This window comes from Segatella copri DSM 18205, from assembly GCF_025151535.1.
Taxonomy (GTDB): Bacteria; Bacteroidota; Bacteroidia; order Bacteroidales; family Bacteroidaceae; genus Prevotella; species Prevotella copri.
On record NZ_CP102288.1, the window covers coordinates 917,505 to 932,163 of the forward strand.

The following is a 14,659-nucleotide window of genomic DNA, read 5'->3' on the forward strand; positions in this document are numbered from 1 at the left end:
CAGATGATTATGAAGCAGGTAGAAGAAAGATACATCAGCTTGCTGACCGACTTCGGTTTCAAGCGAATTTTTGGAACAGCAATGAACAAGGATTTGCTCATTTGCTTCCTCAACAGCTTGTTTAATGGCAGACAGGTTGTGAAGGACGTATCGTATCTGAACCCGGAGCACGTGGGAGATGTATATACCGACCGCAGAGCCATCTTTGATGTATATTGCGAGGGCGAAAACGGCGAGAAGTTCATCGTTGAAATGCAGAATGCCTACCAGACGTATTTCAAGGATCGCGCCCTTTTCTACTCAACCTTTCCTATCCGTGAACAGGCACCAAAGGGGAGTGAATGGGATTTCAGACTCAATCATGTCTATACCGTTGCCCTGCTCAACTTCAGCATGAACGAGGATGCTTTCGACAAGGAGAAAATCCGCCATCATGTGCAGTTGTGCGACACTGCTACCCACAAAGTATTTTACGACAAACTCGAATATATTTATGTAGAGATTTCCAAGTTCAACAAATCCCTGGAAGAACTGGATACGCTCTACGATAAGTGGCTCTATGCACTGAAGAACCTCTATAAGCTTACCCAGCGTCCTAAAGAGCTGTGCGACAAAGTTTTCGACCGCCTCTTCGAGGAAGCCGAGATAGCCAAGTTTACTCCGCAGGAAATGAGGGAGTACGAGACCAGCAAGATGGCATATCGCGATATCAAGAATTCCGTAGACACTGCTAAGCGTGAAGGTATAGCTGAAGGTATGGAAAAGGGAATGGAATTAGGTATGGCGAAAGGTAAGCAAGAAGGTCTTGCGGAAGGTATGGAAAAAGGTATGAACCAGAAAGCCCTGGAAATAGCTAAGAATATGCTGGCAATGGGACTTTCAGCCGAACAGGTTGCCAAGGCTACCCAGCTACCTTTAGAAATCATTAAGAATCTGAGCAATTCATAAAAAACAGAAAGCGGAGATGTAGATTACGAATATCACCATATAATCAAGGGTCTATACGCCACCTTTTCATCGTGGCATATAGACCTCATCGTTTGCCGTGAAGTGCGGGGAATTATACAGAAGAAAAATCCCCCAGCCCGCTTGAGAAAGCAGGATGGGGGATAGTTTCTTATTTCTTCTTGAGCCCCTTGTATGCAAGGAAAGCTACAATAACAACGGCAAGAGCCAAGATGATGTAACCGAGCTCATGACTATACTTTAATGCCTGCTGATATACATCTTGAGCTGTTTTATAGTCTGTATATTGGTAAATACCCCAACCGATGGTTGCTAAAACAGTATTCCAAATGCCAGCACCGATTGTGGTATAGAGCAAGAATTTGCCTACATGCATACCTGCCAAACCGGCTGGAATGCTGATTAACTGGCGAACAGCTGGTACCAGGCGCCCAAAAATAGTGGATGCGGCTCCATGCTTGCGGAAAAACTCTTCTGCAACTTCTACCTTTTGGCGGTCTATCAGGCACATATGTCCGATGCGGCTGTCGGCAAAACGGTAGATGATAGGACGGCCTACCCATTTAGCTAAATAATAGTTGATAAGTGCACCGATATTGGCACCAATGGTGGCAAATACGATGACTAGGATAAACGACATTCCGCTATCAGGATCCATGGCTTTCCATGCTGCAGGTGGAACAACCACCTCTGATGGGAATGGGATGAATGAACTCTCGATAGCCATGAAAAGGGCTACTACCCAGTAATTTAAATTGTCGAGTATCCAAAGAAAAAGCTCTGCTGTATTCATTTGTTATCTTGAATCTAAATAATATCTGTCTCAGCTGTTGAAACTGAGACAGACATAGGTGATTTATTTATTCTGTTTTGCCCATGTATCCTTCAAACCAACGGTTTTGTTGAATACTGGTTTTTCTGCAGTAGAATCAAGATCGGCCATGAAATAACCGATACGCTGGAACTGGAGATATTCACCTGGCTTCTTGCTGGCTGCATATTCCTCAACATAGCAGTTAGGATAGTCGTGGAAGCTATCCGGGTTGAGCAACTCGTGGAAGTCACGTTCATCAGCAGATGGATTTTCTACCACAAAAAGACGGTCGTATTCGCGCACCTCTGCCTTTACGCAGTGATCAGCTGATACCCAATGCAATGTACCCTTAACCTTACGGTTGGCACCTTCCATGCCGCTCTTGCTGATAGGATCGTATTCTGCCTGAATCTCAGTAATAACGCCATTTTCGTCCTTTGTGCATCCTGTGCACTTAACGATGTAAGCATTCTTCAGACGAACTTCTTTACCCGGAGTCATACGGAAGAATTTTTTAGGAGCATCTTCCATAAAGTCAGCACGCTCTATCCAGAGATTCTTAGAGAATGTGATGGTGTGTGTGCCATCAGCTTCATTTTCTGGATTATTGATTGCTTCCATTTCCTCTGTTTCACCTTCCGGATAGTTGGTAATTACGAGTTTTACAGGATCAAGTACTGCACTCACACGACATGCTTTCTTGTTCAAGTCTTCTCTAACAGATGCTTCGAGTAAGGCCATATCGTTGAGAGCATCGAACTTAGTATAACCTATACTGTCGATAAACATACGAATACTCTCAGGAGAGTAACCGCGACGGCGCATTCCGCAAAGAGTAGGCATACGTGGGTCGTCCCATCCGATAACCAGTTTCTCATCAACCAGCTGGTGAAGCTTACGCTTGCTCATTACTGTATAAGTGAGGTTCAATCTGTTGAACTCAATCTGACGTGGACGATTGTCGTTTAATACATCTGCAGTTCCGTCCTTCTCCTTCAAGAAGTCGATGAACTTATCGTAAAGCGGACGGTGAGGTACAAATTCCAATGTACAGATAGAGTGGGTTACCCCTTCAAAGTAGTCACTCTGTCCGTGAGCGAAATCATACATAGGATATGCATGCCATTTAGTTCCTGTACGGTGATGAGGAGTATGGATGATACGATACATGATAGGATCGCGGAAATGCATATTTGGATTCGCCATATCGAGTTTTGCGCGAAGAACCATGCTGCCTTCTACGGCCTCAGGAGTATTCATCTTCTCAAACAAAGCAAGGCTTTCTTCGATTGGGCGATCACGATATGGGCTAGCAGTACCCGGAGAGGTAGGAGTACCCTTCTGCTGTGCAATTTCTTCAGCAGTTTGTTCATCAATATAGGCATTGCCCTTCTTGATCATCCAGACAGCAAAATCCCAAAGCTTCTCAAAGTAGTCAGAAGCATAGTAGATATTACCCCACTTGAAACCGAGCCACTGGATGTCTTGAAGAATATTCTCTACATATTCATTGTTTTCCTTGCTAGGGTTAGTGTCATCAAAACGAAGATTGCAAACACCATTATATTTCTCAGCAACACCAAAGTCCATGCAGATAGCTTTGGCATGGCCGATATGCAGATAACCATTAGGCTCTGGCGGAAAACGCGTCTGGATTCGTCCTCCGTTTTTGCCTTCTTTGAGGTCTTCCTCAACTAACTGTTCTACGAAAGAGATACTTTTCTTCTCTTCCAAATTGTTTTCTTCATTAATTGCCATAATTCAATAAAAAGAATAATTTTTAAATTTATGGTGCAAAGATACAAATTTAATTGTAAGTACCGAAATTATCTGGCAGATAATTTTGTTTTGGGAGCGATAATTCACAAAATATGTTTTTAAACATATAAAAAGATTCGTTTGTTTCGAAAAATATGTCTACCTTTGCATCGTTATCCTGAATACAATCTTTTTACCTTAAATGAAACTAATACCAAAAAGAACGCCTTCGCTGTGAAGCGAGGGCGTTTTGCATTTTATACCAGGTTCATATTCTATTACTTTTTGCGGAATGTTTCGTTCTTAATAATGATAGAACCTTCTTCTGTATCGAGTGTAGCCTGTTCCTGAACATCGGCATCAAGACCCTTGCGGCTCAGGATAATCACAGCTGCTTTACCTTCTGGCTTAGCTGGCAATTCCCACTTGTAAAATTCCTTATCAAGGCCTTTTACTTTAACAGAGAAATCACTGTTCAAAGTTACACTACGCTCACCATCTGCGCTCTTATATTCACCGGCTGCTGCAGCCTGAAATGCAGAATCGGTTACAACTGTCTGTTCTGCCTGAGCTGGTGCAGGTGCTGGTGCCTTTTTCTCAGAACATGCTGTGAAAGCCATCAGGCCCATAGCAAATGCAAGAATTGATAATTTCTTCATAATCTTTAAATTTTATATGTTAATAATAATGTTAATCTAAACCGTTTTTATAAGCTAACTCTTTTTATACATTTGTTTATCTCAGTGGTATGCTATAGAAAGACAGTATTCCACTGGTACAAATGATTACCCAAATAGAAACGAGCCCCGTAATGATAGGGACGCTTGCAAATCTGATGTCGTGATTGGGCTTAAAACGTTCGGTATGCTTTCTTAAAAAATACTGAAATATATAATAATATAAGGTGGCATAGAGAAAACCAATGAGGGTACCAATCAGGATGTCGCCAAAATAGTGTACACCGAGATACATTCGGGAATAACTGGTTATCAATGCCCACAGGCATAAGAATATCGTGAGTTTGCTCCGGCGAACCAGATATTGGGCAAAGAAGGCCATGCTCCATGCATTGGCTGCATGAGAAGATGGGAAACCATATCTGCCACCCCGATATCCTTGAACAACATGTACCATCGGACTGATAGGATTATCAGGATTGCTGGGACGCATTCTTGCTACCAATGGCTTCAGAATTCCTGATGCAGTCTGGTCTGAAAACAAGATAATCAGAGTGATGACAACTATAGTGCTCATCACAACCTTGACAGGAAAATTCTTTAGCAGTACAAAGATAAAACTGGCATAGAACGGAACCCATACAAAACGGTCTGAGAAAATCATCATGAAGTAATCCCAATACTCGTTGTGAAAACCATTGAAAAACAGAAAAATCTGCGTATCAATCTGTTCTATTTGATGAAGTAATTCTATCATAGTCTTTCTTTATGAAATTCTGTAATGTTCGCTTTCTTGTTTCTGATAATCTGTTGCCCTGTCGTTTGGGCTATTTTGCACTCAAGTCATCGTACAACTTCTGAAGATAAGCCATGCCTCGCTTCAGGTTATAACCTTTTTTGCCTTTATCATAAACAACCTTTTTGGATTTATTGTCGTAGATGATAGAGTTCTCCTCTGATACCATGCCGAAAGCATCGGGTACATCAAAGAATGCAAATTTAGGCGTAGCATCACTCAACATGTTCTTGCTGAACAAGAAGTCTTTGTGAGGAATGCCTAATTGTCCGAGCAGTGTAGCTGCTATATCATGCTGACTTCCTATGAGCTTAACATTCATTGGGCGAGCTATAGCTCCACCGGTCATGATAAGTGGAATCTGATAGCGGCTGCGGTCAAAGTTGTCAAGATGTTCTTTGTATGCGCCAACATGATCGGCAACGAGTAATACCAAAGTATTTTTCCATCTAGGCAATTTGCTGTATTCACGCAGAAGATGACCTATGACACTATCAGTGTAAGCAAATGCATTTAAACGCTTGTCTTTCAGTCTGCTATATGGTACATCGAATGGCTCATGACTGCTTGATGTCTGGAATACTCTCAGCATAGGCTGTTTGGCATTCTGTTCTTTCCTGAGGTCTGCAAGCAGCCGGTTGGCTACAATATGATCGTGTACTCCCCATTTGCTCAATTTGTCTTCTATAGGGAAATCACTATCTGAAATGATTCTCTCATAGCCCTGGGAAACCAGCCAAGAGCGTTGGTTGGCAAAATCAACATCACCACCATAATAATATGCATTGCCGTAATGCTTTGCTTTAGCCAATGAACGTGCCAATGATGGTAATTGTGCAGATTTTGCCGGGTAGCGCATGATGCTGGTTGTAGGTTGTGCTGGATAACCGCTCAAAACAGCAACCAGACCACGATCCGTGCGGAAAGTGTTGGAATAGAATCTTGGGAAGAAAATTCCCTTTTTGGCTATTGAGTCCAAGCAGACAGCTACGTCTTTATGTGTTCCGACGGAAGGCATGATGTCGTTGGCAAAGCTTTCCATAATGATAATAAGTATATCCGGCTTTCCGTTTTTCCGAGCTTCTTCATTCAGGAGCGGGTAGGTATTCTGGTCGCTTGAACTTACCATTTGAGCAAAGAGTTGGTTAGCTTCTTCTTCTGACATGTATCGGTATTGCGATGCAAAATCTTCCTGATGGGTAAGTGATTCAAACAGGCTGAACATCGGATTGACGGCAGCATGATTCAAAAACGCATTTTGGCTGAAATATGCCTTTCCTGTATTTGTTGTAGATACAGTAAATCCTCCTCTGATAGGGATGAAGAGAAGGGCAGTAAGCAGCAACAGAATAAGAGAATGGCGCATACGATGATGCTCTATGTCAGAGTAGCGTGTTCTACGACCACTGCCGAAATCTCCAAAACCATAGTTGCTGTATCTGCTGGAATAGCGCTTCTGGGTATGAGGCATGCGGAGTGCGAACCAGACGGCTATGGTAAGCAGCACAGTGATGAGGAGAGCAAGAAAGATGTAAAGCCCTCCAACACTCGCAAGTGCATCCTTTGGCGAAGTAAAGAAATAATATAATGGTGTGCTATCTAGTGGGAAGTTCCAATATGGATATAATCCTGCATTCAGTACGAATGTAATGGAAACCAGGAAAGATGCCAGTATAAAATAAGCATTCAGAATGGGACGTATAATCTCCTTACGAAACCAAATCATTGCGATGAGCAACAAACCCGGTAGTGCGGTGAGGTAACCAGCCATAGAGAGGTCGAGTGATAAACCGTACCACATCACTGTAGGCATTTCGCTCCAGATATTATCGATAGGTTGTGTAGTAGAAGCCTTTTCCAATATCATGAAAAATGGTTTCTGAATACTGAACAAAATGACAAACGTAAAATACGTTTTTATAAACCACAATATTTGCTTCATATCTATGCTTCTTGACTAATAATTATGATATACTCGGCTTTGAGCTTGAAAATTAATGCAAAAATAACCATTTTATTTCATATAAACGACTTTTTTGTGTTTATTTTTCAAAAAAGTGAGAAAAAATTTGGTCGTTCTAAATAAAAGTTGTACCTTTGTTGTAATAAATTTTATAACATAACTATGGCTAAGTACAATATTCAACCTAAAAAAGAAAAAATAGCAAGATATCAATCTATGCTGAGTGAAGAAACTAAGGACCGCCTTCGCGACGAGATAATCCGTGTTCTTGTGACTGAAAGAAAGTACAAGGACCCAGACTATAGTTCCAAGAAACTTGCAGAGGATTTGAATACTAACTCTCGCTATATTTCTGCTGTATGCGCAACTCGATTTCATAAGAATTATGCCGAGTTGGTGAATGATTATCGAGTAAACGATGCTATGTCTTTACTTACCGATAAACGTTATGCAAGAATGAGTGTAGAAGGTATCAGCGAAATGGCTGGTTTCAATACTCGTCAGAGTTTCTATGCTAATTTCTTCAAGCGAATAGGCGTTACTCCACGTCAATATCGTGCTAATCATTTTAAGGGATTGGAGTAAGTTTAATTGTTAATAACTAGAACATGAAACAAAAAGGAGGGTGTATCATAAGTTAATGATTCACCCTCCTTTTTGTTTTTACAAACTATTGCGAGTTACCTCTTGAAGTAGTTTCTCAATGCCTGGTGGCGGATACTCCTGTTCAATCTGCGTATGGTCAGATTTCGTATCTGGCGAACTCGCTCGCGTTTGAGCCCCATATCTTCAGCAATTTCAGCCATCGTTTCCTTAGGAACACCTATACCATAGAATTTGGTGATGATTTCTTTCTCTCGTGGTAATAAATCTGCAATGCTTTCTGCCATCTTTTTCTTCATCATTTCTATATTCAGGGTATCATCTGCAATCTTTACATCCGGATCGTTTAATATGTCTAATAGGGTATACGGATTGTTTGCGCTTAGTGGCGCATCTACAGATACAGCCTTGTCTGCGTTTCTTGGGGCAAATTTCTTCTGGTCTTTCGGTAAACGATAAAGTCCTGATTGTTTATCGATGGCCTGTGATATAGCCTTGTGAACGAATGGACCGGCATAAGCCACAAAATCGGTGCCCCGGTCGGCTTGGAACTTTCTGGCTGCCATAAGCATTGCCAGCGTTCCTTCGCTAACCAAGTCATCAAACTCAACGCCTTTACCTTTATACTGGTTGGCTACTGATTTTACATAGTTTAAGTTCTCACTAACTATCTTGTTTATTTCTTTTTCTGTCATATTCAATAATTCTTTTTGCAAATATACATAGAATAATTCAAAAAAGCAAGTATTTTGCGCATTTTAACCAATCATTTTGGTTTCCACATATTATATATGTTTCTATGACTTGCATAAAGCTGCGTATGGACAGTATTCGCAACGATGCTTATCATCTGTAGGTCGGAATGGCTGCTCCTTGTCAAAGATGTTGGCGATGAGAATTTTCAGTTGTTTCATAAACTCTTCTTCGTATACATCTATGCTACTGATGAGTTCCTTGCCCATTTTTAATGTCGGATCATAATCTTCTGCTCCTGCATTTTGTATAAACAGCAAGCCTGGAGATACGGGCTCTTGAGCCGGATTCAGATTTCTGTTGTGTCTTACAATAATCGAGTAGAGCATAGATTGTAAATAATAATCTGTATGCTTGTTGAGCATGGATGGATCAAACACTTCGCTCAGTTCTCTTGGACGTGTTGTTGAAATACGTCCTGTTTTATAGTCTATTACGCGGATTCGTTCTGCAAGATTATTGCCATTTGCATGACCGTTAGCTGCAACAGCGTCCAGTCGGTCGATAAAACCTCCTATTGACAGAGATAAATTGCCGATACTTGTTTCTACTTCGACGTCAGTTTTTACAACCAGCTCTAATCCGAGTATGGTGAATGGAGCCTGTCGCATATCTATCGTGACAAGTTGCCGGATATATCTTGCTATTACTTCTTTGTTAATCAGTTGCAGACCATTATATTTTGGACGATACCCTGCAGCGCTAACTTTAAAGAGTTCTTCTCTGAACGCCTGATCTACCAGGCGATAAACAAGCGATTCATCTTTTAAGGCTTGCTCTAATTGCTCTTTTGATACAACGATAGGACGAGTCAGTTTGAGTTCTCCTTTACCGTCTGTTGTCAGAGCATCGCTGCTTGCTAATCCCAGATAGAACAGCTCTGCTGCCCGATGGAATATATTTCCAAATACTTTGTTGTCTACTTCGTCCTCATCCATTTCATCTGGCTCAATCAGTCCTTCTACATATTTATAGTAGAATTGCTTTTCACATCTCAAATAGGTATTCAAAAATGTTGGCGTAAGCATTTTCAAATTCTTGAGCTGGCTGAGCGTATGCAGTTTTTTCTCTATTGGTTCATAAGTAGGACGCAGTGTGTTTTGTCCTGCGACCAAAGAAAAGCGCTCGATGTCATGATGGCTTTCTACCAGGAGTTGTAGCATAAAACGGCTCATCTCACCCGATTGGCCATCTTCTGTTGCGTTATTGTAACATAAAGTGATGTCGTGTGAGCGTTGGAGCAGACTGTGAAAATAATAGGCGTATATAGCTACTTTGTTATCAATTGTGGTAAGACCATATGCCTTTCTCAATGAATAGGGAATAAATGAAGCATCGTTCACACCTTTCGGCAGTTTCCCTTCGTTGCATGAGAGTACTAAGATATGCTCGAAATCAAGATTTCGGGTTTCCAATACACCCATTACCTGTATTCCTTCTGCAGGTTCACCATGGAAAGGAATACTTGTTGACTGGATGAGCTGTTGGATGAGTCGTTCCAGAGTGATGCAGTCTACAGCTAAGTCTCCTGTCTGGATGAGTTCTTGCAGACGGTTCAATAAGGTATAAGTTCTGAAGAGCGATTCCTGGAATAAAGGATCGTCCTGTTCTTTACTATTCACACCTATTGTCTTCAAAATATCCAGCAGATACTGGATGAGTCTCAAGTTGTATTCATTTTCTGTTGCAGTCTCACCCAAATCTTTGAAAAGCAGTGACAAGCCTTCATCACCATCCATGCTTAGGAATGGGCGGGTAGGGTAGAACTGCTTCTGCTCGTCAAGAGCGCTCAAGAGTTTGCTATAATTTTGAGAAATATAGCGTGTATATGGATGGCGGAGCGCCATGAGCACATTGTGTAAGCGATAGTTGTTACTATGCTTGGGGTGACCTACGCCCTGCAACTTGATGAGTTGTTGCAGCAAGCTGTAGAATGGTGTCTGTTGAAGCGGATAGCCCAATGTTATGTTATATGCTAACTTGTCGTTCTCAGAATAATCTGGCAACGACTTGATGTCTTCGTTTGTAGGAAGACTATGTATAACACTTTGTAATAATCCTTCATCGGCTAATACTATAGCCACTTTTTTTCCATATTTATAGCGTTTCTTTTCTTTAAGCCATTGGTTTACATAGCGGGCCTGGATGTTTTCTGTAGATGCCGATATGTATGTAATGTCTTTATTGTTATCAAAGTTATGATAAATTTCACGAAAATCATGAGGAGGCATATCATTCAATTCGTTAGGATAATATTTGAGATATTCTCGAATGTAGTGACCTGCCTCATGATTGTTTTGCATATAATAGTCATCGTAGTCCCAATAGAAATGTGCTTTACCCTCTTTCATCAAGCGGTCGCAGAGTTTCCGTTCTACTACTTGCATCATATTAAAACCGACAAAGAGATATTTCTTGTGTTGGAATTTGATATTTTCATCATTTACAACTTTCCTGTATAGAGCCCCCTCATAAGCTAATCCTTGTTCTTCAAGACGCATGTTGAACTGCTTATAGATATCAAGAAAATGGCTCCATAATTGTAGAAATCTCTTTTTGAGTTCTGAGTTGTGATCATCGTTGAAATTGCTGAAAAATTTCTTAATCAGCGTTTTCTGTTCTTCTGTAAGATATGAGATGTCATCAAGTTCATGTATATTGCTAAGATTGGCAAAGAGTTTTTCTGCTTCTGCCATGTTTTTATCAATATCGTCAAAATCTGTGATAAGAAGTTGTCCCCATCCATAAAAATGGTCGAGGGTCTCATCAATACCAGTGCAGGCTACGAATGTTTTATGTAAATCGCAAACAAGTTTGATTGGGTCTCCAACTTTCAATGTGCTATGTTTGCGAAACAGGTCGCTGATTGTTATGTAAGATGGCGACCAGATAGGGTGATCAGTCAAACGGGCCAGACTCTCGTTGAGGAAAAGAGCGGCGCGTTTATTTGGAAACACGACGGCAATGTCGCTGAGATTGTTTCCGTATTTCTCGAGTATATCTCTTGCTACATATTTTAAAAATGCTTTCATATCTTAATGGACTTTTCAATGTTTGCAACTGTTCTTTATGTTGCCCTGTTTTTTTGAAGGGGGCAATAGAACCATATTATTTTATTACTTCAACTATTCTGTTAGGGTATACATACCATAGATAACCTTTTACTCGGTGATGTCCCATGCTTCTTAATAAACCGATGTATTTTCTAACCTGTTCATGGTGTTCTACTTTCTGTTTACCGAATTTGAAGTCTACCACGATGGTTTCATTTTTTGAGTTTTGCATCACGCGGTCTGGACGGTATTCAGCCACTTTTCCATTTTCAACTGTCAGGATAGAACATTCATTTAGTATGGTCAGTTCCTTGTCAAACCATTTTGCGACCTTTGGTGATTCAAGTCTTTTCCTGATCATCTCCTTTATTTTCTCTGGTGTGAGGTCTTGGTCGTATAAAAGTCCGTCTAACTCCAACTGTTTCAGGGCTCCATCAATATCATCAACCGTGCGTATTGTAGAAAAGAGGTTGTGCAAAATGGTACCCATTTTGATATAAAACTTCTGTTGTTCTTCAGTTTCATCACGCTTTATAAAGTCACGGCTCTGGTTACTTTGTCTGAATTCTGGCATTTCAGGCGTAACATTTATTTTAATTTCTAAAGGTTGAGAATAGGCTGAGAGCACGTTTGTATCCTTCTTCTCGTTTGATTTCTTGGAAGAATCAGGTACATATATTTCATTATAGCAGAAAGATATGTCATCTGTTTTGGCATCAGAACCTATTCCTGTTAACTTCATCTTTACATCATTAGCTTCAAGTCGACTGGCTACCTTATCGAGTACGGATTCGATAATGGCAGAACGATATGCACTATTAGCTCGTTTGCCAATTACAATCAGGTTATGACTGGCACGTGTGAAGGCTACATAAAGCAGATTCAAATTGTCGACTATGTTTTGCAGATGTTCATGATTATAATCTGCTTCATATATACTTTGCTTCATCAGTTTAGCACTGAAATCTATAGGTACCAGTGGAAGCTCGTTGTATGGAGCTTCTTGCGGTGTGCACCAGATCGTGTTGGCTTTTTCTAGTTGCCAGTCACAGTAAGGCATGATAACATGATCGTATTCCAGTCCCTTACTCTTATGTATAGTAAGGAATCTGATACCTCCATCGCCATCGCTATGGATGCTTTTTTCGTGGATACGGTTATCCCACTCTTTCAGAAATCCAGTGATATCACTACTGTTATCTGTGAGATATTTACTTAAGCAATCATAAAAAGTACAGATGTAGGCAGTTTGCTTGATCATGTCTTTTATTTCGCCAAGTTTAAGTTCTGCAAAAAGGCGTTCTGTGAGATCGAACAGTGGCATTTCCAGATACTCAGAACGATTGGTCAAAAGTTGTTCCGGCATATTTCCTGCTACAGAATACGTGTCACAAAACTTGTTGAGAGTTGCTAATGCAATATTGTCATTTGGGTGTACCAGTATGTAGAGAGCGTTAACCAATGTGCATACTGCTTGGGAGGCATCCAGCCTGAATGCCTCATCTGAAACCAACGGATAGTCGGAATGGTTCATAAAATACTCAGCAATGTCCTGTATGTTACGGTTGCTTCTTACCAGGATTGCTATTTTGTTGCAAGGAACACCTCTTTCAACCAACTTGTCTACAGTGTCCAAGGTTGTTTGCATCATTCTGTCTTCAATATTTTCACCGCCCAGGAGATGGATACTGATAGAACCATTAGGATTAGAATGGTGGACTGGTACTTGCTGGCAGACATCGCTATATGCGTTTTCCAGCTGTTTACATTCCTCAGGACCTATATCTTTCAGGTCTTCAATCTCCAACTTTACTGCTTCTGTGAAAAAAGCATTGTTAAACTCAATGATGTTTCTATCAGAGCGGTAGTTGGTACCCAAAGTTTCTATGCTTACTTTTTTCGCGCTTTTATTAAATTCTTTATCGATATTATTGAGCAGTCTCCAATCGCCGGATCGCCATCTGTAAATACTTTGTTTTACGTCACCAACAATGAGGTTACCTGCATCTTCTCTACTCATGGTTTCTTCGAGCAGCACTTTAAAGTTCTTCCATTGGATGGTGCTGGTATCTTGGAACTCGTCTATCATTATATGGTCGAGTTGAGTGCCAATCTTTTCAAAGATGAATGGCGAATCGCTATCCTTTATCAGTGAGTTGAGCAAGGTCTGAGTATCGCTCAAAAGGAAACGGTTTGCCTCTCTGTTCATCTCCCTGACTTTTTTATCTATGCTTCCCAAAAGGCGGAGCTGATTAAGATGCTTTATGGTCAGATCGGTACTTTTGAAGATTCGGGTGAGTCTTGGACGATTATCTTCTGCAAACAGCAGAATAGGGTAGAGCACCGATTCTACATAATTGAAGATATCAGTACAATTTTTTACATCAGATTTTTTGACCCATGCTTCCGGACTTTCCCGACATTTACAGAAAGTATCATTATGTAGATCATCATCACTGTATTTGCCATTTTTCAGCTTGTTGAAATAGCTCCAAATACCTCTCGTTTTTCCAGCTAAGTCGTCTGACGTAAAGCCTTCTTCTTCAAGGGAATCGAAAAAAGTAGCAGCAATTTCTTTAAGCTGCTCTTTTGCCTTATTGCGCATCTTTTTCATTCGGTCGGTAAAATCCTTGAAGAAATCTTCTTGTTCCATCAATTCTGTCAGCTTGTCGGAATGAGCTTTGTAATAATCCTTGAATATGTTCTCACCGAATTTCTTGATTTGTCCTATGACATTCCAACTCTTATCATCATCAATATTTTCTTTGATATAATCCATAATCCAGAAAAGCAGACGATCGGTATCTTCAAGACTTTCTATAAGTTCATCAACGGCATGCTGTTCTATTTGATAGTCATTGAGTTCTATCCGTAAATTGGCAGTCAGATCAAGTTCACGTGCTAGATTTCTCAATACACTCTGAAAGAACGTATCGATGGTCATAACCCGGAAATAGTTATAATTATGTATGAGCAAATGCAGGGCTGATTCTGCATTTTTCTGAATTTGTTTGGATGAAAGATATGGTAAAGCCTGTTGTATTTGATTTACATAATCGTTTGCTTCTGGTAGTCCGTGTGCAATTTCGTATAATTTTCCTAAGATACGCATTTTCATTTCTTCAGTAGCTTTGTTGGTGAAGGTTACTGCAAGAATGGTTCTGTAGGAAGCAGGATTAGCTATCACGAGTGTCATATACTCGCGAGCCAAAGTAAATGTTTTACCTGATCCTGCACTTGCTTTATAAACAGTTAGTTGTGAACTCATATTTTGAT

General features: G+C 40.5%; 10 protein-coding genes. 2 read left to right on the plus strand and 8 right to left on the minus strand.

The genetic code is table 11. The features are described 5' to 3' along the window. The first annotated feature begins 9 nt into the window (after nt 1–9). Nucleotides 10–948 carry an Rpn family recombination-promoting nuclease/putative transposase gene (locus NQ544_RS03735; protein ID WP_422784782.1) on the plus strand — a complete coding sequence of 313 codons (939 nt, stop codon included), beginning with the start codon at nt 10–12 and terminating at the stop codon, nt 946–948. Nucleotides 949–1,117: 169 nt separating this feature from the next. Here NQ544_RS03735 and NQ544_RS03740 read toward each other — a convergent pair whose 3' ends face one another. From NQ544_RS03740 to NQ544_RS03760, 5 genes are all read right to left on the minus strand, one after another. Then, the gene (locus NQ544_RS03740) at nt 1,118–1,759 is read right to left on the minus strand and encodes a DedA family protein (protein ID WP_006846732.1); all 642 of its coding nucleotides are present in this window, start codon (nt 1,757–1,759) and stop codon (nt 1,118–1,120) included. Between the two features lie 63 nt (nt 1,760–1,822). Then, nucleotides 1,823–3,538, minus strand: coding sequence for a glutamine--tRNA ligase/YqeY domain fusion protein (locus NQ544_RS03745; RefSeq protein ID WP_006846731.1), 1,716 nt, complete (start codon nt 3,536–3,538; stop codon nt 1,823–1,825). A gap of 278 nt (nt 3,539–3,816) precedes the next feature. Continuing rightward, nucleotides 3,817–4,197, minus strand: a complete 381-nt coding sequence (locus NQ544_RS03750) for a hypothetical protein (RefSeq protein ID WP_006846730.1) — start codon at nt 4,195–4,197, stop codon at nt 3,817–3,819. A gap of 76 nt (nt 4,198–4,273) precedes the next feature. Then, complete coding sequence (locus tag NQ544_RS03755) at nt 4,274–4,972, minus strand: phosphatase PAP2 family protein (RefSeq protein ID WP_006846729.1); 699 nt, start codon at nt 4,970–4,972, stop codon at nt 4,274–4,276. 70 nt (nt 4,973–5,042) lie between these two features. After that, on the minus strand, nt 5,043–6,953 hold the full coding sequence (locus NQ544_RS03760) for an LTA synthase family protein (RefSeq protein ID WP_006846728.1): 1,911 nt from the start codon (nt 6,951–6,953) through the stop codon (nt 5,043–5,045). Nucleotides 6,954–7,190: 237 nt separating this feature from the next. On the opposite strand from NQ544_RS03760, the gene NQ544_RS03765 reads away from it, so the two are divergent. After that, nucleotides 7,191–7,559, plus strand: coding sequence for a helix-turn-helix domain-containing protein (locus tag NQ544_RS03765; RefSeq protein ID WP_228023599.1), 369 nt, complete (start codon nt 7,191–7,193; stop codon nt 7,557–7,559). 95 nt (nt 7,560–7,654) lie between these two features. Here NQ544_RS03765 and NQ544_RS03770 read toward each other — a convergent pair whose 3' ends face one another. The 3 genes from NQ544_RS03770 to NQ544_RS03780 form a co-directional block, all read right to left on the minus strand. Beyond that, nucleotides 7,655–8,272, minus strand: coding sequence for a sigma-70 family RNA polymerase sigma factor (locus NQ544_RS03770; RefSeq protein WP_006846726.1), 618 nt, complete (start codon nt 8,270–8,272; stop codon nt 7,655–7,657). 102 nt (nt 8,273–8,374) lie between these two features. Next, nucleotides 8,375–11,362 (minus strand): PD-(D/E)XK nuclease family protein, encoded by a 2,988-nt coding sequence (locus NQ544_RS03775; RefSeq protein ID WP_006846725.1) that lies wholly within the window; start codon nt 11,360–11,362, stop codon nt 8,375–8,377. A 76-nt stretch (nt 11,363–11,438) separates the two neighbouring features. Beyond that, nucleotides 11,439–14,651, minus strand: coding sequence for a UvrD-helicase domain-containing protein (locus NQ544_RS03780; RefSeq protein WP_006846724.1), 3,213 nt, complete (start codon nt 14,649–14,651; stop codon nt 11,439–11,441). Nucleotides 14,652–14,659 lie beyond the last annotated feature (8 nt).